Source organism: Leucobacter chromiireducens subsp. solipictus (genome assembly GCF_016758195.1).
GTDB classification, from domain to species: domain Bacteria; phylum Actinomycetota; class Actinomycetes; order Actinomycetales; family Microbacteriaceae; genus Leucobacter; species Leucobacter solipictus.
In genome coordinates, this window is sequence record NZ_QYAC01000001.1 from 564,736 (window position 1) to 591,215 (window position 26,480).

Sequence of the window (26,480 nt, forward strand, 5' to 3'; positions counted from 1 at the left end):
GTTACTCTTCCTCCCACTCGGGGGCGTGCTCAAGGGCGTACTGGATATCGCTGTTCGACGTGCCCTGGCGGACCATCGGCCACACCATCGCGTCGGCGCTCACGACGAAGTCGATGACCACGGGCCGATCGTTCGTTTCGAGCGCGAGCTTGATCGCGTCGTCCACCTGGTCTTCGCGCTCCACGCGGATCGACAGGCACCCGTAGGCCTCCCCGAGCTTGACGAAGTCGGGGATGCGCTGCGAACCGTGCCCGGTGTTGAGCTCGGTGTTCGAGTAGCGACCGTCGTAGATGAGAGTCTGCCACTGGCGCACCATGCCGAGCGAGGAGTTGTTGATGACCGCAACCTTGATCGGAATGTTGTTCACCATGCAGGTGGCAAGCTCCTGGTTGGTCATCTGGAAGCAGCCGTCGCCGTCGATCGCCCACACCACGCGGTCGGGTTCGGCAACCTTCGCGCCCATCGCCGCGGGAACGGCGTAGCCCATGGTGCCGGCACCACCGGAGTTGAGCCAGGCGTTCGGGCGCTCGTACTTGATGAACTGCGCAGCCCACATCTGGTGCTGGCCCACGCCCGCCGCGTACACGCCCTCCGGCCCGGTGAGCTCACCGATGCGCTGGATCACGTGCTGGGGCGAGAGCAAGCCGTCGCTCGTCTCCTGATAGCCGAGCGGGTAGCGCTCCTGCAGCATCCGCAGCCGGTCCCACCAGGCGCTCGTGTCGGCGCAATCGCGACCGATCTTCGCGGTGGACACGGCGGCGATGAGGTCGGCGATCACGTCGGCGGCGTCACCCACGATCGGGACGTCCGCGGCGCGAATCTTGCCGATCTCGGCCGGATCGATGTCTGCGTGGATCACCTTCGCGTCCGGAGCGAACAGCGCCGCCTTGCCGGTGACGCGATCGTCGAAACGGGCACCGAGGGTGATGAGCAGATCGGCCTCCTGCAGCGCGAGCACCGCCGGGACCGTGCCGTGCATGCCGGGCATGCCCATGTGCTGCGGGTGCGAGTCGGGGAAGACGCCTCGGGCCATCAGCGTGGTCACGACGGGGGCGCCCACGAGCTCGACGAGCTGCTTCAGCTCCTCCGCGGCACCGGCGCGGTTGACGCCGCCGCCCACGTAGAACACGGGGCGCTCGGCGGCCGCGATCAGATCGGCCGCGGCCTGAATCTGCTTGCTGTTCGCCTTCGTGATGGGCCGGTAGCCCGCCAGGTCCACCTGCGGATCCCAGACGAAGTCAAGCTCGCCCTCCTGGGCGTCCTTCGTGATGTCCACGAGCACGGGGCCGGGGCGGCCGGTCGACGCGAGGTGGTACGCCGCGGCGATCGCGCCGGGCACCTCCTCGGGCGACTTGACGAGGAAGGAGTGCTTCGTGATCGGCATCGTGATGCCGACGATGTCCGCCTCCTGGAACGCGTCGGTGCCCATGAGGTGTGAAAACACCTGGCCGGTGATCGCGAGCAGCGGCACCGAGTCCATGTAGGCATCCGCGATGGCCGTGACGAGGTTCGTCGCGCCGGGGCCCGAGGTCGCGATGCACACGCCGACCTCACCCTTCGCCGCGGCATAGCCCTCGGCGGCGTGGCCGCCGCCCTGCTCGTGCCGGACGAGGATGTGCCGCAGCTGTTCGGCGTCCATCAGGGCGTCGTAGAGCGGGAGCACGGCACCGCCGGGCAGCCCGAAGACGCTGGGCACACCCAGCGCCTCAAGGCTGCGCACGACAGCCTGGGCACCCGTCATCCGTTCGCCGCGCACCGCCGCGGAGGGATTGGGGAAACTTGCACTCGAATCCGAGGTCATTGATTGCTTTCCTGATCGGAGGTATGAGGCGAAAACACGGGAGTGAACTCCGTGGCCGGGACGCACGGAGTCACCACCCTCGCGGCTTAGCCGGTGACGGCACCTTCAGAAGCCGACCGCACCAGCTTGGAGTACTTCGCGAGTACGCCACGTGTGTAACGCGGGGGAAGCGGGGCCCAGTCTGCTCTGCGGGCCTCGAGCTCAGCGGGGTCTACCAGCAGATCGAGCGTTCGTGCGACGATGTCAACCCGAATCAGGTCTCCGTCACGAACCAGCGCAATCGGACCACCGTCCGTTGCCTCTGGCGCAATATGGCCGATGCACAGGCCGGTTGTGCCGCCTGAGAATCGTCCGTCCGTCAATAGTAGTACATCTTTTCCGAGCCCCGCGCCCTTGATCGCCGCGGTGATCGCGAGCATCTCGCGCATGCCCGGCCCGCCCTTCGGGCCCTCGTAGCGAATCACGACCACATCGCCCTTGCCGATCTTGCCCTCGGTGAGGGCATCCATCGCGGCGCGCTCGCGATCAAACACGCGTGCCGGGCCCTCGAACAGCTCGGCGTCGAAGCCGGCCGTCTTCACGACGGCACCCTCGGGAGCGAAGGTGCCGTTCAGGATCGTCAGGCCGCCGTTCGCGTGCAGCGGGTTCTCCAGCTCGCGGATCACCTTGCCGTCAATCGGGGTCTTCACATCGGCGAGGTTCTCCGCCATGGTGCGCCCGGTGACGGTGAGGACGTCCCCGTGCAGGAGGCCCGCATCGAGCAGCGCCTTCATAACGACGGGCATGCCGCCGACGCGGTCAAAGTCCTGTGCCACGTACTGGCCGAACGGCTTCATGTCCGCGAGATGCGGGGTCTTCGCCCCGATCCGGGTGAAGTCGTCGAGCGTCAGCTCGACCTCGGCCTCGCGGGCGATCGCGAGCAGGTGCAGCACGGCGTTCGTGGAGCCGCCCAGCACCATCGCGACCGTGATCGCGTTCTCGAAGGCCTTCTTGGTCAGGATGTCACGCGCGGTGATCCCCTGGCGCAGCATGTTCACCACGGCCTCGCCCGAGCGGTGAGCGAAGTAGTCACGGCGGCGATCCGCAGACGGCGGCGCGGCCGAACCGGGCAGGCTCATGCCGAGCGCCTCGGCGACGCAGGCCATCGTGTTGGCGGTGTACATGCCGCCGCAGGCGCCCTCGCCCGGGGCGATCGCGCACTCGACGCGGTGCAGATCTTCCTCCGACATGGTGCCGGCCTTGCACGCGCCGACGGCTTCGAAGGCGTCGATGATCGTGACCTGCTTCTCGGTGCCGTCCTCGAACTTCACCCAGCCGGGCGCGATCGATCCGGCGTACAGGAAGACGCTCGCGAGATCGAGCCGCGCCGCCGCCATGAGCATGCCGGGAAGCGACTTATCGCAGCCCGCGAGCAACACGGTGCCGTCGAGGCGCTCGGCCATCACGACCGTCTCCACCGAGTCCGTGATGACCTCGCGGGAGACGAGGGAGAAGTGCATGCCCTCGTGGCCCATCGAGATGCCGTCGGACACGGAGATGGTGCCGAACTGCAGCGGGTACCCGCCGCCCGCGTGGACGCCTTCTTTGGCGCCCTGGGCAAGCCGGTCCAGGCTCAGGTTGCACGGCGTGATCTCGTTCCAGGAGGACGCGATCCCAATCTGGGGCTTATCCCAGTCTTCGTCGCCCATGCCGACCGCGCGGAGCATACCCCGAGCTGCGGCCTTCTCGATCCCATCAGTGACGTCGCGGCTTCGCGGCTTCATGTCAATCTCTGCCATGCGACAAGTCTATGCCCTCACTCATGCCGCACGCGGCCTGGCCGATGATCCTGCGGCGGTCCGGGGACGCGAAAAGCGCCGCGAGCCTGAGCCCGCGGCGCTTTCCAGGTGTGACGCGTTACTTCCCGAGGGCGGGCAGCAGCGTAAACGGGAGGACGAAGCCGATCGCCGACGCGACGAGGCCACCGATGAACATCCCCAGCTCAGCGGAGACCTCCATGGTCGGGTTGAAGCCGTAGCTCATCAAGACCATGCCGCCGAATGCGAGCACGATCGAGATCACAAAGACAATCGCTGTCACGGCACCGACGCCGCCGCGCGAGCTCTCCTCGAACAGTGCACCATTTTCCTGCGAGCTCATATCCGCTCTGCTCCTTCACCCTCGGTTGTGCGCGGGGGCCTCCCGCGAAACGTGACGCCCCGCCGCGCGGAGTTCTCCGACTCAGACTATCTCACTCACCCATTCTTCGCCGCGCCCCCAGTAGGCTGAACAGCACACACCGAGAACGGAGGCCACGTGTCGATCGGAAAGTACCTCACCAACCCCGGAGTCCTCGGGGCCGCAGTCGGGGCCGTCGGGACCGCTCGACGAGCCGGATCCATGCGCCGAGACTGGCGCCGGTTCCTCGTGTGGGGCGTGTGGCTCCTCGGGCTCGCCCTCGCCGTCGCAAGCGTCGCCATGCAGGAGCAGGATCGCGAAGACGAAATCGCGCGCAAGGAATCCTGACGCGCAGGGCTGCAAGCCGGTAGGCTGGTCCACGGTGCGTCGGGAAGTCTGGTCGACAATGTCGTTGACCGAACCCGAGTGAAAGCGAGCCCATGAGCCCGACTTCTTCTGTTCCCCCCGCCCAGCGCCCGCGCCGGCGTCGCATCCTCTCCCTCGTGAGCAAGCGCGAAGCCGCCCGCGTCAGCCGCCTCCTGCGTGCCGAAGTGATCGGCGGCGTCATCGTCATGATCGCCGCGCTCCTCGGCTTCCTCGCCGCGAACAGTCCGCTCGCCGAGGGGTACTTCACCCTGCGTGAGACGAAGATCGGCCCCGAAGCGCTGGGGCTCCACCTGAGCGTGGGGCACTGGGCGTCCGACGGCCTCCTCGCGATCTTCTTCTTCATGGTGGGCCTCGAACTCAAGCGCGAGTTCGTGGCCGGGGCACTCAGCCGGTTCTCCACCGCGATCGTTCCCGTGGCCGCAGCATTCGGCGGCGTCGCCGTACCCGCCCTGCTCTACATCTCCTTCACCTCGGGCACTCCGGGGGCGCACGGCTGGGCGATCCCCACGGCCACGGATATTGCGTTCGCGGTTGCGGTGCTTGGCCTCATCGCCCCGCGCATTCCGCCCGCGCTGCGCATGTTCCTGTTGACGCTTGCCGTCGTCGATGATCTGATCGCGATCACCATCATCGCCGTGTTTTACACCGATAGCATCCAATTCGCCCCCCTCGCCCTCTCGGTCATCCCGCTCGCCCTCTACGCGTTCATCGCCCGCACGTATGCGGCGCAACTCGCCCGCTCGACGTGGGGCCCGTGGCTCGTCATGCTGCCGATCGGGATCGTGGCCTGGGCGCTGTTCTACGCGAGCGGGATCCACGCTACGATCGCCGGCGTGCTGCTCGCGTTCCTCGTCCCCGTGAACGGGAAGCAGGGCACGCAGCTCGCCGAAACCTTCGAGCACCGGTTCCGGCCGCTCTCCACGGGCATCGCGGTGCCGATCTTCGCGTTCTTCGCGGCGGGCGTCGCCGTGGGCGGGGCCTCCCGCTTCCCGCTCGACCCGATCGCACTCGGCATCATGGTCGGGCTCGTCATCGGGAAGCCCGTCGGGATCGCACTGACCACCTGGGTACTCACGCGCTTCACCCGGGCCGAGCTCGATCCGGCGGTCTCCTGGCGTGAACTGATCGGCGTGGGGGCGCTCGCCGGCGTCGGCTTCACCGTGTCCCTGCTCGTGACCGAGCTGAGCTTCTCCGACCCCGGGGATGCCGACACCGCGCGCCTCGCGGTCATGGCGGGCTCCGTGATCGCAGTGGCCGTTGCCGCCGGGTTCCTCGTGCGGCGGGATCGGCCGCGCCGCCGCGCAGCGCGCTGACACCGCGCACCTCCCGTTTCGGCCCCGTTCAGCCGCGTGACACGCGCGAGCTGCGGGGCCGAATTTGGGTGGCGGGCGGGGCCCGTGCTAACTTATATCTGTTGCCGCAAGCGCAGCGAGCACCTCTAGCTCAATGGCAGAGCAGCTGACTCTTAATCAGCGGGTTCCCGGTTCGAGTCCGGGGGGGTGTACAAATGAGGCCCGAGATCATGACGATCTCGGGCCTTTCTTGTGTGCACAGGGCCGCACCCGGTGCCCGGGGCGGCCCTGCGGCCGCCCCGGGCACTCTGGCTAGGCGTCCGTCGAACGCCGCGCCCGGCGCCCCATCAGGAGCGCGGCACCGAGCAGCAGCGCGGCACCGCCGAGCAACGCCGGCCACACGGCACTGCTCCCGCCGGTTGTCGCGAGCGCGCCGCCCGTGCCACCGGTCGTACCCGGGGTCGGGCCGCCATCGGTCGCGCCGTCGGTGCTGCCGTCCGTTGCGCCGTCGGTGGTCCCATCCGTCGTACCGTCGGTGGTCCCGTCTGTCGTTCCCTCGGTGGTCCCGTCCGTCGTCCCCTCGTCGCGGTCGGTGATCGTCACGGTGACGCGCTCGGGCGAACCGACGACGTCGCCGTCCGCAACCGCGGCGACGGCAACGGTGAACGTGCGAGGACCCTGGGTTCCCGCGCGATCGATCGTGGGCACGGTGAGCGTTCCGGGCTGCGCCGCGGCCGCGGCCGCGTCGCCCGCGCCGGCAGCGAACTCCACCGTGCCGTCGGCAAAGGTGAAGTCGGTGTCGCGCACCGCGCTCCCGTCCGTCGCCTCGAGCGTGGCGGAGGCGGGCCCCGCGAGCTCCGGCACGTCCGGGGCGTCCCGCACCACGGGGAGCACGGCGTCCTCGCCCTCGACAACCGTCAGGTCGGCGACGAGCGCGACGACACCGACCGCGCGTTCCACTGCGCCAACGTCGGCAGCCGCTCCCTGGGGCCGCGATACGCCGCGCTGGTCCGCCGCAACCGGGGCCGTACCGGCCGCATCCACCAACACGGAGTCGCCCGCGGGGAGGTGCGTGGGGGTCGGGCCGCCGTGCTCACCGAGCGCGCCGAGCGCGAACTCGGCGCTCGTCGCGGACACGGCACCGGGGAGCAACTCGGACGCGGTGCGCGTCACCGTGGCCTCGTGCTGTACGGGCGTCTCCCCGACCACCACCTCGAGCGGATCCGCCGGTGCGTCGAACGCCGTCCCACGGACGACGATCGCGTCGGCCGCGCCGGGCAGCGCCTGGGCGACCCGGACGCCGCCGCCCACAAAGGTGTTGTGCGTCAGCGCGAGCTGCGACTCGTCCCCAAAGAATCCGACGCCGAGGAAGGGTGCCCCGTCATCGCTGCCGCTGAACGTCGAGTTTTCAACCGATACCCTCGCGCCGAGGAGATCCAGCATCGAGACCGACCGCCCGGTCTCGGCATTGCCCGCGGGGTCCGCAAATGTGCTGCCGGTGATTTCGAGCCGTGCATCCCCTTCGGAGGATTGCACGGACACGAGCGCCAGGTCAGCCGCGGTGCTCGCCGAGGTGTTCGCGCGGAAGGTGGAGTCCCGGACCGTGAGGCCGGCGCCGTCCGGCGTTGCGAACCAGCCCGGGGCGGAGATCGCCCCGGCCCCCTGGCCGGTCGAGCTGTTGCCCTCGAAGAGCGAGCCGGTCACCGCGAAGGTGTGGTCAGTGTAGTCCGATGCCGCGTTCTGATTCGCCTGGATGGCACCCGCACTGTTGATCGCGCTGTTGCCGGTGAACCGCGAGCCCTCGACAGTGAAGTCGGCTACGGGCCCGGTGATGAGGACGGCGCCGTCGTAGGATTCGTTGTCTGCCACGACCATGTCCCGCAGCACGAGGCTGGAGCGCCGGGTCTCGTCCGCGCTCACCGACACGATCGCGTCGCCCTCGTTCTGGGTGATCTCGGTCCGCTCAAGCGTGACCGTCGACACGCGCTGCGTCGAGATAGCGCCGTACCCGGCACCGCTGATGTGCGAGTCCGCGAGGCTGAGGCGGACGTCGGCACCTCCGCCGTTCATCACCGTGAGCGCCGCCTGCTCGGGCGCATCGGTGAGCGTCAGCTCCGACAGTTCGAGGGTGTTGCTCACTGACGCGTGAGCGTCAACGCCGAGCGGCGTGTTCGTGAAACTACTGTCCGAGAGCGTCAGCGCGTACTCCCCCGGGACGCTCTGCCCGTTTTCGACGCCAACCTCGAGGTTCACCCGCGAGTCCGTGGCGGTCACGCCCGTGATCGTGTCCTGCGCGGTGCCCCCGAGGCGCACCGACTCGACCCGATCGAACGTGACGTTCGACCAGCTGCCGGCGGTCGATTCCATCTCCCGCGCTTCGAAGCCCATGCCGTTCTGGACGGTGAGGTCCGCGACCGCGAAGGCGTCGACCCCGGCGGACGCGCGCAGGTAGACGCCGTTGTCCGCGAGGTCGAGCACGGAGTCGCCGCCGGCCGCGCCGGTGATCGAGAGGCTCTGCGCCTGCTCCCCGACCTCGAGTTCAAGATAGTCAACGAGGGCGATGTCGCCGATGCCGGGCTGAATCTGAATCTCGAAGGCGGTCGGTTCCGCGGCAGCCTGAGACGCGGCTTCCACCTCCGCAAACGCCGCGCGGAGCGACCCCGGCGTGGTCGGATCACCGAACGGCGTATCGAGGTTCGTGGTGACGGTGAGCACCTGCGGCGCCGCGGCCTCAGCGTGGGCGGCCTGCGAGACCGCGAGCCCGCCCCCGCCCAGCGCGCCGAGTGCGATCGCGGCGGTCCCGGCGATGCCGCGGCGAGCCCGCCGCAGTGCCCAGCCCTCGGGCCGCTCTCCGGCCCCGTGCGATGCACTGGCCCTCCGACGAATCTGTACCCCCATGTGTTGCCTCCGCTTCGATAGACGTTGGTCTTGCCGGCCCAGGGGTGGGTTACACCAGTTCAACGTCCACGCGTCACTGCGCAAGAAGCGGTGCGTACCCCCACGGCGCACACGCCTCAGGCTATACACCCGCCATGCGTTTGTACATTGTTTTCCGTAAAGTTCATGCCCGCTCCACCCGCGCCCGTGACACCGCGCCGATAGACTGGGCGCACGCGCGGCACGGGCACGACACGTGCCGACCCTCCCGTGCGGGGCGCGCGGATCCGACCTCGAATTTCCCGGAGCAGCCCGATGATTCCTCCCACCCCGTCCGCCGATCTCGCGTTCGCGCTCGAGCTCGCCACGCTCGCCGATGCCGTCTCGCTCCCCCGTTTCCGCGCCGCAGACCTGGCGATCTCGACCAAGCCCGATCGCACGTACGTGACGGACGCCGATCAGGCGGTCGAGCGCGCGATCCGGGAGCGGATTGAAGCCGCGCTCCCGGAGGACAGTTTCTTCGGGGAAGAATCCGGCACGGCAGACCGGGGCACCCGGCGCTGGATCATCGACCCGATCGACGGAACCTCGAACTTCCTTCGCGGCGTCCCGAACTGGGCGACGCTGATCGCGCTCGAAGTTGACGGCGTGCAGACCGTCGGCGTGGTGTCGGCGCCCGCGTTTGGCGCGCGGTGGTGGGCTGAACTCGGAGGCGGGGCCTGGGGACAGCAGGCGGGCGAAGCGCCCCGCCGACTGCGCGTGTCCGGGGTCAGCGAGCTCGAGCACGCGTCCCTGAGTTTCCAGAGCATCGAGCAGTGGGATCTGGCGGGGTACCTCTCGCCGCTGATCTCCCTGAGCCGCGCGGTGTGGCGCGATCGCGCCTACGGCGACATGTGGTCGTACATGCTCCTCGCCGAGGGGCTCGTGGACATCGTCGCCGAGTTCGATGTGAAGCCCTACGATCTCGCGGCGCTCGTCCCGATCGTGCAGGAGGCCGGCGGCCGCTTCACCGACATCACGGGCGCGGACAGCGCGTGGAACGGCAGTTCGCTCGCCACCAACGGCGCGCTCCACGACGCGGTGCTTGGCGTCGTCTCCGCCGCGCACGCGGCCGCCGGGGGCGAGGACTCGTGAACGGCGACGCACGGTCCCGCACCCCTGCGCTCGTCCCGGTGCTGGCGTTCGTCGGTGACGCGGCGCTGGTCATCCTGTTCGCGGCGCTCGGCCGCGGCAGTCACGCGCGCGAGGCCACGCTGCTCGGCCTCGTCGATACCGCCTGGCCGTTCCTTGCGGCACTCGCCGTGTCGTGGGTCGTGGCACGCGCGTGGCGACGCCCCGCGGCGCTCCTCGGCACCGGGCTTCCCGTGTGGCTCGGCACCGTCGTGCTCGGGCTCGGGCTACGGTGGGTGAGCGGGGGCGGCATGGCACCCGCGTTCATGCTGGTCACGCTGCTCACGCTCGGGCTCTTCCTGCTCGGCTGGCGCGGGATCGCGGCGCTCGCCATGCGGCTGCGACGCCCGCGCGGCGCGTAGCCCGCGCAGCGCGTACGCCGAAAACCTCGCCGCAGGCCGGGCACAGCCCGCGGCGAGGTGGTTTCGGGAGAGTCTCGGAAGTGCTGGGCCGCTTAGCCCGCGGCGAGCATCCGCAGCGCGGCAACCGCGCGGTTGGAGAAGCCCCACTCGTTGTCGTACCAGGCGACGACCTTCACGTGCTTCCCGGAGACGTGGGTGAGCTCGGAGTCGAAGATCGACGAGTGCGGGTTGCCCACGATGTCGGTGGACACGAGCGGCTCCTCGGAGTATTCGAGCACACCGTCGAGACGGCCGTCGGCGGCGTCCCGGTACGCGGCGAGGACCTCGTCACGAGTCACGTCGCGGGAGACGGTGGCGTGCAGTTCAACGATCGAGCCCACCGGCACGGGCACCCGGAGCGAGCTGCCGGACAGTTTGCCGTCAAGCTGCGGGAGCACGAGGCCGATGGCCTTCGCCGCACCCGTGGAGGTCGGCACGATGTTGAGCGCCGCGGCCCGGGCGCGACGCAGGTCGGCGTGCGGGGCGTCCTGCAGACGCTGGTCCTGCGTGTACGCGTGCACGGTGCTCATCGAGCCGTACTCGATCCCGGCGAGGTCGTCGAGGACCTGGGCCAGCGGGGCGAGCGCGTTCGTGGTGCACGAGGCGTTTGACACGATCGTGTGCTGGGCGGCGTCGTAGCGGTCGTCGTTCACGCCGACGACCACCGTCAGGTCGGCCCCCTTCGAGGGTGCGCTCACGAGGACGCGGCGAGCCCCGGCATCGATATGCTGCCGGGCGTCCTCCGCGGCAGTAAAGAACCCGGTGGACTCGAGAACGGCGTCGATCTGCAGTTCAGCCCACGGGAGCTTCGACGGCTCGCGCTCCGCGAACACCCGGATGCGGCGTTCACCGACCACGAGGTGGTCGCCGTCCACGCTGACCTCGACGGGCAGCGTGCCGTAGAGGCTGTCGCGCTTCAGCAGATGCGCGAGGGTGGCCGGATCGGTGAGATCGTTGATCGCGACCACGTCCAAGCCGCTCTCGCCGTCCAGGATCGCTCGGAGTACGCCGCGTCCGATGCGCCCGAACCCGTTAATTGCTACCCGACCAGTCATTTCCTCGCGTTCTCCATTCCGTCGCACTGTGCGAACCCTCTGGTACCACTCTGGCCGGACTCACGAAGCTCCGCGAGTGGCGCTATAGCCACTCTTCGCACGGATCATGCCAACTTGGGGCGAAGCTCGGGCCGGGGCACCGGGCCGAGCCGCCCAGGACCGGGCGGTCAGCGCTCTCGGGAGAAGGTACTGCGGTAGTCAGTCGGCGTGGTGCCGAGCACGGCGCGGAAGTGGCGGCGCAGGTTCGTGGCCGAACCGAGCCCGACCGTCGCGGCGATCTCGTCCACCCCGAGATTCGTTTCCTCGAGCAGTTCCCTGGCGCGGTCCACGCGCGCCCGCATGATCCATTGCATGGGGGAATACCCGGTCTCATCGAGAAAACGCCGGGAGAAGGTGCGGGATGACACCCGGGCGTGAGCGGCGAGCTGCGCGATACCGAGCGGTTCGGCGAGGTGCCGCAACGCCCACTCGCGGGTCTGGGTGAAGCGCTCGCCGTGCGGGGCGGGGACGCCCTGCGGGAGGTACTGGGCCTGTCCCCCACTCCGGTACGGGGCCGCGACCAGACGGCGCGCGGCGTGATTGGCGATCGCCATTCCGGCTTCTTTGCGCAGGATGTGCAGGCACAGGTCGATCCCGGACGCGGCACCCGCGGAGGTGAGGACGGAGCCCTCATCCACGAAGAGCACGCGCTCGTCCACCTGGACCTCGGGGTAGCGCTCCGCGAGGATGCGTGAATAGTGCCAGTGCGTGGTGGCGCGCTTGCCGTCGAGCAGCCCGGTCTCGGCGAGCGCGAACGCCCCGGTGGAAATCGCGGCCAGCCGCGCTCCCCGGGCGTGCGCGGTGCGGAGCGCCTGGGTGAGTTCGAGGGGAGGCGGGTCTCGGTCCGGGTTGCGGGTCCCGGGAACGAAGATCAGGTCTGCGCGTTCGAGCGCGTCGAGCCCGTGCTCAACGTGATACGAGAGGCCGTCCCCGCCCGCGATCAGGCCCGGCCGCACGCCGCACACGTCCACCGTGTAGGGCATGCTCTTGCGCTGGGTGAAGACCTGCGCGGGGATGCCCACGTCCAGGGGTTTTGCTCCTTCGAGCACCACGACCGCGACTCGCCTCATACCCTCCAGCGTACGGCCTTCGGGGCGCGTTTTCCCAGCCAGTGAGACCGGCGCATGCCGTCTGGGATCCCGGACAGTGACCCGGTGTCTCGCGTTGTTCGCCCCCGCTCCGCACGATGAGATGGAGTCATGCGTTGCACGGTCGCAACGCCTCTCCCGAAAGGACCCGAGCATGACTCTCCCCGGCGCACGCCCCGTCCGCGCACCTCGCGGCACCGACCTCTCCGCCAAGAGCTGGCAGACCGAGGCTCCGCTCCGCATGCTGATGAACAATCTCGACCCCGAGGTCGCGGAACGCCCCGACGATCTCGTCGTCTACGGCGGGACCGGACGTGCCGCGCGCAGCTGGGAGGCCTACGACGCCATCGTCGACACGCTCCGCGATCTCGAGGAGGACGAGACCCTGCTCGTGCAGTCGGGCAAGCCCGTGGGCGTGTTCCGCACGAACGTGTGGGCCCCGCGCGTGCTCATCGCGAACTCGAATCTCGTGGGCGACTGGGCCACCTGGCCCGAGTTCCGCAAGCTCGAGGCCGAGGGCCTGATGATGTACGGGCAGATGACCGCCGGATCCTGGATCTACATCGGCACCCAGGGCATTCTGCAGGGCACCTTCGAGACCTTCGCTGCGATCGCGCGCAAGCGCTTCGGCGGCAGCCTCGCCGGCACGATCACCCTCACCGGCGGCTGCGGCGGCATGGGCGGTGCCCAGCCGCTCTCGGTCACCCTCAACGACGGTGCCTGCCTCATCGTCGACGTCGACGAGTCGCGGCTGCAGCGCCGCGCGGGCAAGCGCTACCTGGACGAGGTCACGAGCGATCTCGACGAAGCGCTCGCGAAGGTGCAGCAGGCGAAGGATGAGCGTCGCGGTTGGTCGGTCGGGCTCGTCGGCAACGCGGCCGAGGTGTTCCCCGAGATCCTGCGCCGGCATCGCGCCGGCGAGATCACGATCGATATCGTGACGGATCAGACAAGCGCCCACGATCCCCTCTCGTACCTGCCGATCGGCTACGACGTGGCGGATCGTCTGGCCCGGGCCGAGGCCGACCCCGAGGGCTTCACCCGCGACGCCCGGGCGGCAATGGCCGCCCACGTCCAGGCAATGGTGGAGTTCCAGGACGCCGGTGCCGAGGTCTTCGACTACGGCAACTCGATCCGCGATGAAGCCCGGCAGGGCGGCTACGACCGCGCCTTCGAGTTCCCCGGGTTCGTCCCGGCCTACATCCGGCCCCTGTTCTGCGAGGGCCTCGGGCCGTTCCGCTGGGCAGCGCTCTCGGGCGATCCCGAGGACATCCGCGTCACGGATGAGGCGCTGCTCGAGCTCTTCCCGGAGAACGCCCACCTGCACCGCTGGATCCGCGCGGCCCAGGAGCGCGTCGAGTTCGAGGGACTCCCCGCACGCATCTGCTGGCTCGGCTACGGCGACCGCGCGAAGGCCGCGGTCCGCTTCAACGAGCTCGTCGCCGAGGGCAAGATCAGCGCGCCGATCGTGATCGGCCGCGACCACCTCGACTCGGGATCCGTCGCCTCGCCGTACCGCGAGACCGAGGCCATGGCCGACGGCTCCGATGCGATCGCGGACTGGCCCCTGCTCAACGCCCTCACGGCCGCATCCTCGGGTGCGACCTGGGTCTCCCTGCACCACGGCGGCGGGGTGGGCATCGGCCGCTCGATCCACTCCGGCCAGGTCTCCGTCGCAGACGGCACGCCGCTCGCTGCGGAGAAGCTGCAGCGTCTGCTCACCAACGACCCTGGCATGGGCGTCATCCGGCACGTCGACGCCGGCTACCAGCGCGCGGTCGATGTCGCCGCGGAGCGCGGGGTCCGCGTTCCGATGACGCCGACCATCCGCAACACCGACGAGGCGTGGTAGAAACAAGGCATGGGTGAACCGACATCATGACGCACACACTGCTGATCGACAATATCGGCGAACTCACGACCAATGTGGGTGAGCGGCTCCGCGATGCCGCGGTAGTCGTCGCCGACGGGGCGATTGCGTGGGTGGGTGCGTCCGCCGACGCACCCACCGCGGATGAGCGCTTCGACGCAGCCGGGCGGGCACTCCTGCCCGGCTGGGTCGACTCCCACTCGCACCTCGTGTTCGCCGGCGACCGCACCGCCGAGTTCGAGGCCCGGATGGCTGGCGAGGCGTACGCGGCCGGGGGAATCAATGTCACGGTAGCGGCGACCCGAGCCGCCTCCGACGCGGAGCTCGAGGCGAATCTGACGCGCCTCGTGGCCGAGGCCCGACGCGGTGGCACGACCACCCTGGAGACCAAGACCGGCTACGGCCTCACCACCCCAGATGAGGTGCGCGCGGCCCAGATCGCGGGCCGCCACGCCGACGCGGTGACGTTCCTCGGTGCCCACGTGGTGCCCGCCGGATCGGATCCGGACGCGTATCTCGATCTCGTGACGGGGCCGATGCTCGACGCGGTCGCCCCGTTCGTGAGCGCCGTGGACGTGTTCTGCGAGGAGGGCGCCTTCGACCGCGCGGCGTCAGCCCGCGTGCTCGATGCCGCGCGCCGGCACGGCCTGGCCACCCGCGTGCACGGGAACCAGCTGGGCCACGGCCCCGGGGTGCAGCTCGCCGTGGAGTACGAGGCCCTGAGCGTGGATCACGTCGGATTCCTGAGCGACGCGGATATCGCGGCGCTCGCGGGCTCCTGGGCGGACGGTCGCCGCGGCACGGTCGCGACGGTGCTGCCCGCCTGTGACCTCTCCACGCGGATGCCGCTGGCACCCGCCCGGCAGCTCCTCGACGCCGGGGTCACCGTCGCGATCGCGTCGAACGGCAACCCCGGGACCTCGTACACGAGCTCGATGGCGTTTTGCGTCGCGACCGCCGTGCTGCAAATGGGGCTCACAATCGCGGAGGCCGTGCGCGCGGCAACGCTCGGCGGCGCCATCGCCCTCGGCATGCACGAGGACGGGTGGCGGGACCCGAGCGGCGCGATCCAGCGCCGGGTCGGCGTCATCGAGCCCGGGGCGCGGGCCGACCTCCACCTGCTCGACGCCCCCGCGGCGACCCACCTCGCCTACCGCCCAGGCATGCCGCTCACCGCGGCCGTGTGGCGGGCCGGGACGCGCGTCGTTTAGCCGCGAGCGCCCGGGAGCTCCGGGCTGCGTCGCCGCAACCGCGGCACCGCGGCCACGAGTTCCCGGGCGTACTCCGTTGCGGGGCGCGTGAGGATCTCTCGCGTGGGCCCCTGCTCGACGACGCGGCCCGCGCGCAGCACGACGGTGCGCTCGCAGACCGCCGCGACGGCGCTCAGATCGTGCGACACCATGACCAGCGCCAAGCCACGCTCCGCACGCAACTCAGTGAGGAGATCGATGACCTGGGTGCGCGTCGTGACATCGAGCGCGCTCACCGGCTCGTCCGCGAGCAGCACGCGGGGATTCGACACCGTCGCCCGCGCGATCGCGATCCGCTGCCGCTGGCCGCCCGAGAACTCGTGCGGGTAGCGCTCAGCGGTATCCTCGGGCAGGCCGACGGCGGCGAGTGCCGCCGCGACGCGGTTCCGGGCCTCATCCCCCGTGGCAAGCCCGAGCGATCGCAGCGGCTCCGCGACGATGCGGTCGATCCGCTGCCGCGGGTCGAGCGAGGAGTACGGGTCTTGAAACACCGTCTGCACACTCGCGCGGAAGCGCCGCATCTGCGCGCGATCCCGCAGCATGAGCGGTGCGCCGTCGAAGCGAAGCTCGCCCGTCTGCGGTGCGCGCAGGCCGAGCAGCAGCGACAGGATCGTGGATTTGCCGGATCCGGACTCCCCCACAAGCCCGACCGTCTCGCCGGCCGCAACGCTGAGGGACACGTCGTGCACCACCGTGCGTTTTCCGTAGGCGAAGCTTGCCTGGTGCAGTTCGAGCAGGCTCATCGGTTCTCCTCCGCGGCAGAGGGGGACGACGCGGGCGCGGCCCCGGGGGCGACGTCGAGCGCCGCGTCGAGCGCCCGGGCGCTGGCGACGAGCCGCTGCGTGTACTCGTGTTCGGGGGCCCACAACACCCGTTCGGTCGCGCCGGTTTCCACCGCGCGGCCCCGCTGCATCACGGTGATCCGGTCCACGATCTGTGACACCACGGCGAGGTCGTGGCTAATGAAGAGCAGTGCCATGCCGCGCTCGCGGACGAGTCGGTCGAGCAGGGTGAGCACCTCCTGCTGCACCGTCACGTCGAGCGCCGTGGTGGGCTCGTCCGCGATGAGCAGGCGCGGCTCGGCTCCCAGGGCGATCGCGATGGCGATGCGCTGACGCTGGCCGCCCGAGAGTTCGTGCGGGTAGGCGCGCGCAATGCGCGGCTCGGTGAGGGCGACCTCGGCGAGCGCGTCGCGCACCGCCGCATCGAGCGCGGCCCCGGTGAGTCCCCGGTGCCGCCGGATCGGCTCGGCCACCTGCCTGCCCACGCGCATCAGCGGGTCGAGCGCCGTCAGCGGCTCTTGGAACACGATCGAGGCCACCGGCCCGCGCAGGGGCCGGAGCACGGCGTCCGTCGCCCCCACCGTCTGCGTCCCCGCGAGGAGCACGGAGCCGTTCGCCGTGAGCCCCGGGGCGAGCAGCCCGGTCAAGGCCAGTGAGGTCACCGACTTGCCGGATCCGGACTCGCCGATCAGCCCGAAGCGCTCCCCCGCGGCGATGTCGAACGAGATGTCCGACACGAGCGGGGTGCCGTCGGCGGTCGTGACGGTGAGATCGCGCACGGTGAGCAGCGGTGCAGCGTGTGTCGCGGGTGCGGCGGTCATCGGGCCCTCCGGGTTGTGGGGTCGGTGAACGCGCGCAGGCCGTCCGCGATGAAGTTGACGCCGAGCACGAGCACGACGAGCGCGAGACCCGGCACGATCGCCCCGAGCGGTGCGGTGAGGACGGTGCCCTGCGCTTCCTGCAGCAGACGCCCCCAGGAGGCGTTCGGCGGTGGGGCCCCGAGGCCGAGGTAGCTCAGGCTGGCTTCCGCGAGCACCGCGATCCCGAACTGCAGGGCGAGCGCCGAGGCGAGCATGGGGGCAATATTGGGCAGCACGTGGCCGAACACGATCCCGAGCCAGCGCGTGCCGCTCGTGCGCGCCGCCGTGATGTACTGCTCCTGGAGCACGCGCTTCGCGAGCACCCGCGTGAGGCGCGCGATCACGGCGGACATCCCGAGCCCGATCGCGAGGATCACGGACCCCAGCGAGGCACCCTGCACCGCGACGATGAGCATGGCGAGCAGCAGCACCGGGAACGCGATCATCACGTCCAGCCAGGCGGAGAGCGTGTCATCGAGCCAGGGGCGCGCAAAGGCCGCGACGAGCCCGAGCGTGATGCCGAGCACGGCGGCGATCGCGACGGATCCCGCTCCCACGCTGAGGGCGATCCGGGCCCCGATCATGAGCTGGGTGAAGAGGTCGCGGCCCAGCTTGTCCGTGCCGATCCAGTGCGCGGCGCTCGCGCCCTCGAGCCGGCCACCGCTCGTGTCCCCCTGCGCATACGGGAGCCACACGAGTGACACGAGTGCGAGCACCACGACCACGCCGGTGAGCGCGAGGCCGAGGATGAGGGTCGCACGGCTGGACGTGCCGCGGGAGCCGCGGCGACGCGGAGCGAGGATCTCTTGACTCATCGGTTCCCCGAAACACTCTGGCGCAGTCGCGGGTCGACGATGCGCTGCACCACGTCGGCGGCGAAGCCCACGAGCAGGACGAACAGGGTGCTGACCACGAGGACCCCCTGGATAGTGACGTAGTCGTGTTGGGTGATGCCGCCGAGCAGTAGGCTGCCCAGCCCGGGCAGGCTGAACACGCTCTCGACCACGACCGCGCCGATCAGCGCCGTGGACAGCTCGATGCCGAGGATCGCGATGACCGGCACCGAGCCGTTGCGCAGGCCGTGCCGGATCAGCGCCTCACCGAAGCCGGCCCCGTGCGCCCGCGCGGTGCGCAGGTAGTCGCTCCCGAGCACGTCGAGAGTGGCGGTGCGGACGTAGCGGGCGAGGGAGGCGCTCATCACGATCGCGATGGTCAGCACCGGGAGGATCAGCGAGGTGAGTGCCTCAGCCGGATTCGCCCAGTCCCCGCGGGGAAACCCGCCCGAGGGGAGCCAGCCCAGGCCGAGGGCGAACAGCCAGACCAGCAGGATACCGACCCAGAACGCGGGCACCGCGATCCCCAGCTGCGAGAAACCGGAGAGCAGCGTGCCGAGCCAGTGATCCGCCTTCACGGCCGCGGTAATGCCGATCACGAGGGCGAGCACGACCGCCAGCAGAAACGCGAGCACGGTCAGCGGCAGCGTGACGACCAGCCGGGCCGCGATCTCGGGGCCCACGGGAAGCTGGCTGATGAGCGAGGTGCCGAAGTCGAAGCGCAGGATCTGCCCGGCCCACAGCGTGAACTGATTCCACAGCGGCAGGTTCGAACCGACCTGCTCCTGGGCGGCCGCGATCTGCTCCGGGGTGGCGTTCACCGAGAGCAGCGCGTTCGCCGGATCCCCCGGCAGGAGCCGGAGCAGCACGAAAATCACGATCATGGCGACCGCGAATGACCCGAGCAGGAACCCGAGCCGGCGTGCGAGGTACCGAGTCATATCTGTCATTCTCTCGCGGGGCCGTCCCCCACGCGCGGACCCGCCCGGCGCGTGTTCCGTGGGGGAACGCGCCGGGCGGGTCAGGATGTGCGGTGTGGCTTAGCCCTTGACGATGTCGTAGGCGAAGAACTGCGAGTTCAGGCCGTTGACCGGGTAGCCGGTGACGTCGCTCGCGGACACGACGATCTGCGGGAACAGGTACAACCAGGCGCTGGCCGCGTCCTCCGCGATCTGCCGGTTGACCTGCTTCAGGAGCTCGGTCTGCGCGGCTTCGTCCGGAGCCTGCTCGGCCTCGGTCACCCAGCGCTGCACGTCGGCGTTGTCGTAGCCCCAGTAGAAGTCCGGGTTGCCGTACCAGACCACGTCGCGGTCGTTCACGTGTTCCTGCAGCGTCGCCTCGAAGTCGCGCTCCTTAAACACCTTGGAGTACCACTCGTCGGCGCTGATCGTGTTGATCGTGACGGTGACGCCCACCTTGGCGAGCTCCGACTGCACGAACTCGGCGACGACCGGGTGCGGATCGTAGCTCGGGGTGTCGAGCGTGAAGGCGAAGCCGTCGGCGTAGCCGGCCTCCGCGAGCTGGCGCTTCGCGAGCTCCGGATCGTACGGGTTCACCCCGGTGAGATCCTCATACCAGGGGTCGGTCGGCGGCACCATCGAGCCGATCAGCGTTCCGTAGTCGCCCCAGATCGCGGAGAGCAGCTTGTCACGGTCGATCGCCGAGGTCAGCGCTTTGCGCACGAGCGGATCGGAGAACGGCTCGACCCGGTCGTTGAAGGCCAGCACCTCCTTCGTCGTGGAGTTGCCCGCGCTGATCGTGTAGTCCGCGTTCCCCTCGAACTGCTCCAGCAGATCCGGGCTCTGCACGCTCGTGATGAGGTCCAGCTTGCCGGTCTGCAGTGCGTTGTTCTGGGCCGTCGCGTCGGTGAAGTAATTGAACTCGACGCCGGCGTTCGTGGCGGGCTCGCCCCAGTAGTCGTCCCACCGGGTGAGCGAGAGGCTGCTGCCGCGCTTCCACTCGTCGAGCGTGTACGGGCCCGTGCCGTCCTCGGAGCTCATGAGATCCGTCGCTTCGCTGTTCACGATCCAGACGTAGCTGAGGTTGTACACGAAGGAGATCGACCGGTCGTTCAGGTGGAACACCACCGTCTGCTCGTCCGGCGTGTCGATCGATTCGATCACCGCGAAGCTCGACTTGCGCGCGGACTGCGACTCCTCGGCGGTGACCGCCTCGACGCTCGCCTGCACATCGGCCGACGTCAACGCCTTGCCGGAGTGGAAGGTGACGCCCTCGCGCAGCGTCACGGTCACCGTCAGGCCATCGGCGCTCGTTTCGACGTCCTCAGCGAGGAGGTTCTCGACCTCGCCGTCGTCCGTGAGCTTGAACAGCCCCTCGTAGACGTTGCCGGTGAGCGCTTCCGTGACGCCCTGGCCGCCGCCCGCGGTATTCGACAGGTTCACCGGCTCGTAGAGCGAGCCGACCGAGATCACGGCGTCCGGGCCCGCGGCACCGGTGCCGCCGCCCGCGCAACCGGCGAGGAGCAGGGCTGCGGCGGCGACCGCCGCGATCGCTGAGGTGGTGCGCTGCGCGCGACCGAAGGGATGCTTCACGTACGTCTCCTGGGTGAGTGAGGGATCAAGCTCGGGATCGGTTGGGGCGCGTCAGAGCGCGTAGATATCGAAGTCGCCGGTGAACACCACCTGCTTCTCACCGGCAAGGACGGGCTCGGGGAAGCGATTCTGCGCCGGCGGCATCGGGCAGTTGTACTGCACGGAGAACCCGCAGGGCGGCACGAAGGCGCGGTTGAAATCGAGGAGCACGGTGCCCGGATCACCGAAGGAGGCACCGTCGGCGCGCTGCACAAACAGGAAGCGGCCGGCCCCGTACGTGGCGTCCTCCCCCTGCGCGGTGTTGGTTGGGTCGCCGAACACGAGCAGCAGCGTGCCGCCGTCGTCGAACGCGGCGAAGCGGTACTCGACTCCGTTGCGGGTGAAGGTGATATCGCCGGGAACGACGAGGTCCCGGCTGCCACCGTTGTCGCGGATGTGCTCGAACGGGACGGTGCGATCCGCCGCGACGGGCGTGAACTGCGCGGTGATCACCCATTCCGGGGCGAAATCGAAGGCCGTGATGCGGTCGAAGGCGCGAATCGCAGGCGAGGCGGCGTCCCACACACGGACGCCGTGCTCCGTCTCCCCCGTGTCGATGTTCGTGCGGGCAAGCGCGGTGACGGTGATGCCCTCGCCCGCGGCGGCCTGCTCGGCCGCGGTGTCGGGGACCTCGCCGGCGGGCAGCCACCGGGTTTCGACCAACGACAGGTTTCCGGTGGGCCCGGTCACCGCGGCGGCACGATCCTCGCGCCAGGCGTCGTGGGTATCTCGGGAGGCGGCGATAGCCTCGGTCAGCGCAGCATCACTCATAATGATCACTATTCAATAATATAACGCGAGCGAATGCCAAACTGTGACGGCAGATGACGGGGCACCCCGCGCGGGCGCCGCCTCAGCCGCCGCGGGCGTCGACTCAGCCGGCGCGCCCGTGGATCCGAGCGGAGAGCAGCTCGGCCGTCGCGCGCAGCTCGGTCACGAGCCGCGCTTCCTCGCCCGCCGCGACGTCCTCGTCGCGGTAGGTCAGCGCCACCGCCGCGACCGGCCAGCTCCGATGATCGAGCACGGGCACGGCCACCGAGGAGATCCCCTGGGTCACGGCCCCGCGTTCGACCCCGTAGCCGCGCGTCTGCGTCTCGTCGAGCACCGCGCGCAGCTTCGAGTAGCGGTCGATCCGCGCGTCGCCCTCGATCTCATGACGATGCACGAACGCGTCACGGTCCGGGTAGAGCGCCCGCACCTGCGCCTTCGGGAGCGCCGCGAGGATCGAACGCCCGCTCGCGGTCAGGTGCATCGGCAATCGCACGTCCACGTCACTCACGAGCGCGGGCCCGCCGCTCAGGCGCTGCTCGATCAGGTAGACGATGTCCCGGCCGTGCGGCGCGGCGAGGTGCCCATTCGCTCGGGTCCGCTCGACCAGGGCCGCCACGAGCGGACGTCCGATCCGGGTGAGCGGTTCCTGCCGCGAATACGCCGACCCCAGCTCAAGCGCCGCGATCCCGAGCCCGTAGCGCTGTTCCTCGGGCAGGTGCATCACGAAGCCGTGCCCCTGCATCGTCGACAGCAGGTGGTAGACCGTCGAGCGCGGAAGTTCGAGCTGCGCGGCGATCATCGAGGCCGGCAGGGGCCCGCGCGCGGTCGCGAGCAAGCGCATGATGCGCAGCGTCTGATCCGCGGCGGGCACCTTGACCTCGTTCATAGGGGAACTCTAGCCCGAGACCGCGCCGTCGGACGACGCCGCGGCGCGCGCGTCCTCGTCGCCGGTGATCAGGTGATCCGGCACGTACTGGGTGCGCTTGGCGAGCGGGTAGTACACGAGCGCGGTCGCGACGATCGCGACGATCCACGAGATGTCCGCCCCGCCCATCGCCTTCGCGAGCGGCCCCTCGTAGAGCGCCTGGTTCATGAACGGGAGCTGCACGAGCACGCCAAAGAAGTAGCAGCCGATCGCGATCCAGTTGAAGTCCTTGTACGGCCCGTTGTCCTCGTACAGCGCGGGAATGTCGACGCGCTCTTTCGAAATCAGGTAGTAGTCGACCAGGTTGATGACACTCCACGGCACGAACACCGACAGCAGCGCGAGCACGAAGTTCTTGAACACGTCGAGGAACCCGATCTCGTTCGCAACGATCGCGAACACGAGCGCGAGCAGAGTGAACGCCACGATGATCCCGGTGCGCACGCGCTGCGAGATGTGGCGCTGCTTGGTCCATCCGGTGATGATCGTGAGGATGCACATGAATCCGCCGTAGGCGTTCAGCGAGTTCACCGAGAGCTTGTTCACGACGATCACCACGTACATCAGCGTGGCGATGACCCCACCGCCGGCGATCGTGCCCACCGTGCCCACCTGGTTTCCGAGGAAGACGTCCGTGCCCACCGTGCCCGCGATCAGCACGCCGAGCGTCATCGCGATCTGTCCGCCGAGGACGGTTCCCAGAAGCGTCATCCAGAAGGTCGACCGGACGGTGGTCTTGCTCGGGAGGTACCGCGAGTAGTCAGCCACGTATGGGGCAAAGGTCATCTGCCAGCCAGCGGCGAGCGCGACCGCGAGCAGGAAGGACGCCGAGCTGAACTCGACCTGGCCGAACGCGCCGGAGACGTCGTAGCCGAGGAACAGCCGGATCGCGACATAGCCAAAGCCCACGGCCCCGACCACGGCGGCGATGCGTCCGATGACGTGGATCAGCCGGTAGCCGACCACCGCGATGACCGTGGTCATGAGGCCGAACACGATCATCCCGACGATCGGGATGTTCCACCCGAAGATCAGGTTGATCGCCTGGCCGCACAGCACGATGCCGGTCATCTGGAAGCCGAGATACATGAGCACCGAGAGGATCAGCGGGAGCGCCGCGCCCTTCACCCCGAACTGCACGCGGCTCGAGATCATCTGTGGCAGCCCGAGCCGGGGGCCCTGGGCCGAGTGCAGCGCCATGGTGATCCCGCCGAGGAGATTTCCGATGAACAGGCCGATGATCGCCGCGAGCGCTTCGGTGCCGAACGTGACCGCGAGCGCGCCGTCGACCACCGCCGTGATCGTCATGTTCACCCCGAACCAGAGCGTGAACTGGTTCGAGGGGCGTCCGTGACGTTCGCGCTCGGGGACCCGCTCAATCGTTCTGATCTCGCGCGTCATCAAGCCTTCGGCTGAGTTCGCTGGCTGTCCGGTCGTCATAGTCCGTCTCCAATTCGTGTGCGCCATTGCAATACCGGGTGTGTCGTGCACACCCCCTCCGCGCGGGGCGCGAAGTGTCTGAGGTCCCCGTGGGGGCCGCCGCTACCCGAGCGGCTCCGCGACCGCGCCGGTCACGGCGGCCAGCACCGCCCCGCTCGCGACAAAGTCGTGGGCGGCAGTGAGATCGGGTGAGAGGAACGCGTCCACGTCGGGGGCCGCGATCCGGGTCCGGAACAGCGCGTGCACCGCACCGGTCGCGGGGCTCGGCGTGCCCTCTCCCGCGGCGATGCGGAAGTCGAGGGCGCGCGTCGAGGCGAGCAGCTCGATCCCGAGCACACGGGTGAGACCGTCGACCGCACGGCGGAGCTTCCGGCCCGCGTGCCAGCCCATCGACACGTGGTCCTCCTGCATCGCGGAGGACGGGATCGAATCGACGCTCGCGGGGACCGCCAGCCGCTTCAGCTCGGAGACGATGCCCGCCGCCGTGTACTGGGCGATCATGAGGCCGGAGTCGAGGCCCGCGTCGGCCGCGAGGAACGGGGGCAACCCGTGGTTCCGGGCCACGTCGAGGAAGCGATCGGTGCGGCGCTCGGACATGCTCGCGAGATCCGCCACCGCGATCGCGAGGAAGTCGAGCACGTAGGCGACCGGCGCCCCGTGGAAGTTTCCGTTCGATTCGACGCGGCCGTCCGGCAGCACAACGGGATTATCGACGGCGGAACGCAGCTCGGCCGCGGCGACGCGGGACGCGTGCTCCGCGGTGTCGCGGGCGGCCCCGTGCACCTGGGGTGCGCAGCGGAGGGAGTACGCGTCCTGCACGCGCGTGAACTCGCCTTCGGAGGGGCGCTGCACCAGCCCGGACCCCGCGAGCACGGCGCGCATGTTCGCGGCGGCCGCGGCCTGGCCCGGGTGCGGGCGGAGCGCCTGGAGGTCGGCGGCGAACACGGTGTCGGTGCCGGTCAGGGCTTCCACGCTCGCGGCGGCGGCGACATCGGCGACGGTCAGGAGCGCCGCGAGATCGTGGAGGGCGAGGCAGAGCATGCCGAGCATCCCGTCGGTGCCGTTGATGAGGGCGAGGCCCTCCTTCTCGGCGAGGACCAGGGGCTCAATGCCGTGCGCGGCGAGCGCCTCGGCCGCCGGCACGGGAGGCGCGACCGGGTCGTCCGTGGGGCGCACCTCGCCCTCCCCCATGAGCGTGAGCGCGCAGTGCGCGAGCGGGCTGAGGTCGCCGGAGCAGCCGAGCGAGCCGTACTCGTGCACCACGGGCACGATGTCGGCGTTCAGGATCGCGGCGTACGTCTCCGCGACGATGGGGCGGACCCCCGTACGGCCGCTCGCGAGCGTGTTCAGGCGCAACAGCATCAGCGCGCGCACCACCTCCCGCTCCACCTCGGGGCCGGTGCCCGCCGCGTGGGAACGGATCAGGCTGCGCTGCAGCTGCTGCCGCTTCTCGCTCGGGATCTGCACCTTCGCGAGGGCGCCGAAGCCGGTCGAGACGCCGTAGTGCGGGCGGGTGTCGTTCGCGAGGCGTTCAATGTCCGCGCGGCTTGCGGCGAGCGCGGTGCGTGCCGCCGGGGCCAGCTCGACGCGGGCACCCTCGCGGGCGACGGCGACCACGTCGGAGATCGTGAGGGGCGCGGCCCCCAGGACGACGGCGGGACGCTCGGAGGCGGCGGCGCGCTCCGGAAGGCTGCTCTGTGACATACCTCGATTCCAGCGCATCGGCCCTTCCCGCGTCCGCTCCGACACGCCGCAACCGTCTGGGATCCCAGACGCGGCTGGTCTCCGCACTCGGCGGATGGAGTCCGTGCTTGCTAGCGTCGGGGTATGAGCACCGTTGCCCTCTCCCACGATCCGTCCTGGCCGCGCACAGGAGCCTGGCCCGCACTCGACCAGAGCGAGGTGGATCTCGCCCTCATCGGTATTCCCACCTCGGCGACCTCGCTGTCCCCGACGAACGCGCACCTCACCCCCGCCGCGGTGCGCGAGGCGCTGCGCCGCTACTCCAGCCACATCGTCGCGTCCGGGATCCCCGGGGCGCGCGGCACGGAAGCCGAGCTGGTGCTCGACGAGGCCCTTCGCATCGCGGACGCCGGGGACGTGAGCGATCCCGACACCGTCGCCGGCGAGGTCGCCGCGACGACCCGGGTCGCGTCGGTCGCCGCCCGCGCCGAGCTCGTCGTGGCGCTCGGCGGCGACAACGCGCTCACCGTGCCCGCCGCGCTCGGCGTCGCGGGCGAGCGGCTCGCCGACGCCGGCCTCATCACTCTCGACGCCCACCACGACCTGCGCGACGGGCGCAGCAACGGCTCCCCCGTGCGCCGCCTCGTCGAGGCCGGACTGCACCCGCGCCGGATCGTGCAGATCGGCATCGCGGACTTCGCGAACTCGCGCGCCTACCGTGAGCGGGCGAAGGAGCTCGGGATCACCGTCATCCACCGGGACGAGCTCTTCGAGCGCAGCATCGCCGAGGTCGCCGCGGAGGCACTCGACATCGCCGGGGCGGGAGGCGGGCCGATCCACGTGGACCTCGACGTTGACGTGTGCGACCGCAGCGTAGCCCCCGGGTGCCCGGCCTCGATCCCCGGCGGTATCCAGGCGCACGAGCTGCGGCGTTTCGCACGCGCGTTCGCCGCCGATGCGCGCGTGCGTGGCGTCGACATTGCGGAGGTCGACGCCACGGCCGACGCGCCCGACGCCCGCACGGTGCGCCTCGCCGCGCTCCTCGTGCTGGAGTGCGCGGCCGGCCTCGCCCACCGCCTCGGCCGCTAGCCGGCCCGCCTGTCTGGCTGTCTGCGCGCCCCAGCCACGCCGCCGGTCACGAACACCACGGAGATTCACGAAAATCGCGGAGATTTTTCCCCGAATACCCGACGCGGGCGCAGGATCTC

Annotated in this window: 22 protein-coding genes and 1 tRNA gene; 8 read left to right on the forward strand and 15 right to left on the reverse strand. The window is 70.0% G+C overall.

The annotated features are described in order from the left end of the window. Position 1: 1 nt before the first annotated feature. The 3 genes from D3230_RS02630 to D3230_RS02640 form a co-directional block, all read right to left on the reverse strand. Complete coding sequence (locus D3230_RS02630) at positions 2 to 1,801, reverse strand: acetolactate synthase large subunit (protein WP_202343432.1); 1,800 nt, start codon at positions 1,799 to 1,801, stop codon at positions 2 to 4. 86 nt (positions 1,802 to 1,887) lie between these two features. Beyond that, on the reverse strand, positions 1,888 to 3,579 hold the full coding sequence (ilvD, locus tag D3230_RS02635) for a dihydroxy-acid dehydratase (protein ID WP_202343433.1): 1,692 nt from the start codon (positions 3,577 to 3,579) through the stop codon (positions 1,888 to 1,890). A gap of 118 nt (positions 3,580 to 3,697) precedes the next feature. Next, entirely contained in the window at positions 3,698 to 3,940 is a 243-nt protein-coding gene (locus D3230_RS02640; RefSeq protein WP_202343434.1) for a hypothetical protein, read from the reverse strand. 156 nt (positions 3,941 to 4,096) lie between these two features. Here D3230_RS02640 and D3230_RS02645 point away from each other — a divergent pair, with 156 nt between their 5' ends. The 3 genes from D3230_RS02645 to D3230_RS02655 all read left to right on the forward strand — a co-directional run bounded on the left by D3230_RS02645 (position 4,097) and on the right by D3230_RS02655 (position 5,849). Next, on the forward strand, positions 4,097 to 4,306 hold the full coding sequence (locus D3230_RS02645; protein WP_202343435.1) for a hypothetical protein: 210 nt from the start codon (positions 4,097 to 4,099) through the stop codon (positions 4,304 to 4,306). 155 nt (positions 4,307 to 4,461) lie between these two features. Beyond that, positions 4,462 to 5,658, forward strand: coding sequence for a Na+/H+ antiporter NhaA (gene nhaA / locus D3230_RS02650; protein ID WP_337249055.1), 1,197 nt, complete (start codon positions 4,462 to 4,464; stop codon positions 5,656 to 5,658). A 119-nt stretch (positions 5,659 to 5,777) separates the two neighbouring features. Beyond that, positions 5,778 to 5,849: transfer RNA gene (locus tag D3230_RS02655), tRNA-Lys, on the forward strand. Between the two features lie 100 nt (positions 5,850 to 5,949). Here D3230_RS02655 and D3230_RS02660 read toward each other — a convergent pair. Beyond that, on the reverse strand, positions 5,950 to 8,535 hold the full coding sequence (locus D3230_RS02660) for a right-handed parallel beta-helix repeat-containing protein (RefSeq protein ID WP_202343437.1): 2,586 nt from the start codon (positions 8,533 to 8,535) through the stop codon (positions 5,950 to 5,952). Positions 8,536 to 8,829: 294 nt separating this feature from the next. Between D3230_RS02660 and D3230_RS02665 the strand changes: the two genes are divergently transcribed. Together D3230_RS02665 and D3230_RS02670 are read left to right on the forward strand one after the other, a co-directional pair. Then, positions 8,830 to 9,648: an inositol monophosphatase family protein gene (locus tag D3230_RS02665; protein WP_202343438.1), complete on the forward strand. Its 819-nt coding sequence runs from the start codon at positions 8,830 to 8,832 to the stop codon at positions 9,646 to 9,648. After that, on the forward strand, positions 9,645 to 10,046 hold the full coding sequence (locus D3230_RS02670; RefSeq protein WP_202343439.1) for a DUF3054 family protein: 402 nt from the start codon (positions 9,645 to 9,647) through the stop codon (positions 10,044 to 10,046). The genes D3230_RS02665 and D3230_RS02670 overlap by 4 nt, the downstream gene beginning before the upstream one ends. Positions 10,047 to 10,138: 92 nt before the next feature. Here D3230_RS02670 and gap read toward each other — a convergent pair whose 3' ends face one another. Both gap and D3230_RS02680 read right to left on the reverse strand, forming a co-directional pair. Continuing rightward, positions 10,139 to 11,140, reverse strand: a complete 1,002-nt coding sequence (gene gap, locus D3230_RS02675; RefSeq protein ID WP_202343440.1) for a type I glyceraldehyde-3-phosphate dehydrogenase — start codon at positions 11,138 to 11,140, stop codon at positions 10,139 to 10,141. A 167-nt stretch (positions 11,141 to 11,307) separates the two neighbouring features. Beyond that, positions 11,308 to 12,249 carry a GlxA family transcriptional regulator gene (locus D3230_RS02680; protein ID WP_202343441.1) on the reverse strand — a complete coding sequence of 314 codons (942 nt, stop codon included), beginning with the start codon at positions 12,247 to 12,249 and terminating at the stop codon, positions 11,308 to 11,310. Between the two features lie 172 nt (positions 12,250 to 12,421). Between D3230_RS02680 and hutU the strand changes: the two genes are divergently transcribed. Both hutU and hutI read left to right on the forward strand, forming a co-directional pair. Continuing rightward, complete coding sequence (gene hutU, locus D3230_RS02685; RefSeq protein WP_202343442.1) at positions 12,422 to 14,119, forward strand: urocanate hydratase; 1,698 nt, start codon at positions 12,422 to 12,424, stop codon at positions 14,117 to 14,119. A gap of 26 nt (positions 14,120 to 14,145) precedes the next feature. Next, complete coding sequence (gene hutI / locus D3230_RS02690; protein WP_202343443.1) at positions 14,146 to 15,348, forward strand: imidazolonepropionase; 1,203 nt, start codon at positions 14,146 to 14,148, stop codon at positions 15,346 to 15,348. Here the strand turns inward: hutI and D3230_RS02695 are convergent. From D3230_RS02695 to hutH, 9 genes are all read right to left on the reverse strand, one after another. Continuing rightward, positions 15,345 to 16,130, reverse strand: a complete 786-nt coding sequence (locus D3230_RS02695) for an ABC transporter ATP-binding protein (RefSeq protein WP_202343444.1) — start codon at positions 16,128 to 16,130, stop codon at positions 15,345 to 15,347. The genes hutI and D3230_RS02695 overlap by 4 nt on opposite strands. Then, positions 16,127 to 16,990 (reverse strand): ATP-binding cassette domain-containing protein, encoded by an 864-nt coding sequence (locus tag D3230_RS02700; RefSeq protein ID WP_202343445.1) that lies wholly within the window; start codon positions 16,988 to 16,990, stop codon positions 16,127 to 16,129. Before D3230_RS02700 ends, D3230_RS02695 begins: the two co-directional genes overlap by 4 nt. Beyond that, positions 16,987 to 17,844: an ABC transporter permease gene (locus tag D3230_RS02705; protein WP_202343446.1), complete on the reverse strand. Its 858-nt coding sequence runs from the start codon at positions 17,842 to 17,844 to the stop codon at positions 16,987 to 16,989. Before D3230_RS02705 ends, D3230_RS02700 begins: the two co-directional genes overlap by 4 nt. Continuing rightward, complete coding sequence (locus tag D3230_RS02710) at positions 17,841 to 18,803, reverse strand: ABC transporter permease (RefSeq protein ID WP_202343447.1); 963 nt, start codon at positions 18,801 to 18,803, stop codon at positions 17,841 to 17,843. Before D3230_RS02710 ends, D3230_RS02705 begins: the two co-directional genes overlap by 4 nt. A 99-nt stretch (positions 18,804 to 18,902) precedes the next feature. Then, entirely contained in the window at positions 18,903 to 20,414 is a 1,512-nt protein-coding gene (locus D3230_RS02715; RefSeq protein WP_202343448.1) for an ABC transporter substrate-binding protein, read from the reverse strand. Between the two features lie 51 nt (positions 20,415 to 20,465). After that, positions 20,466 to 21,224: a DUF1684 domain-containing protein gene (locus D3230_RS02720; protein ID WP_202343449.1), complete on the reverse strand. Its 759-nt coding sequence runs from the start codon at positions 21,222 to 21,224 to the stop codon at positions 20,466 to 20,468. Positions 21,225 to 21,327: 103 nt separating this feature from the next. Further along, entirely contained in the window at positions 21,328 to 22,110 is a 783-nt protein-coding gene (locus D3230_RS02725; RefSeq protein ID WP_202343450.1) for an IclR family transcriptional regulator, read from the reverse strand. A 9-nt stretch (positions 22,111 to 22,119) separates the two neighbouring features. Continuing rightward, positions 22,120 to 23,589, reverse strand: a complete 1,470-nt coding sequence (locus tag D3230_RS02730) for a purine-cytosine permease family protein (RefSeq protein ID WP_202343451.1) — start codon at positions 23,587 to 23,589, stop codon at positions 22,120 to 22,122. A gap of 102 nt (positions 23,590 to 23,691) precedes the next feature. Beyond that, a complete protein-coding gene (gene hutH, locus D3230_RS02735) occupies positions 23,692 to 25,293 on the reverse strand; it encodes a histidine ammonia-lyase (protein ID WP_202343452.1) in 1,602 nt (533 codons plus the stop codon). Positions 25,294 to 25,416: 123 nt separating this feature from the next. Between hutH and D3230_RS02740 the strand changes: the two genes are divergently transcribed. Next, positions 25,417 to 26,361 (forward strand): arginase family protein, encoded by a 945-nt coding sequence (locus D3230_RS02740; protein WP_202343453.1) that lies wholly within the window; start codon positions 25,417 to 25,419, stop codon positions 26,359 to 26,361. Positions 26,362 to 26,480: the final 119 nt, after the last annotated feature.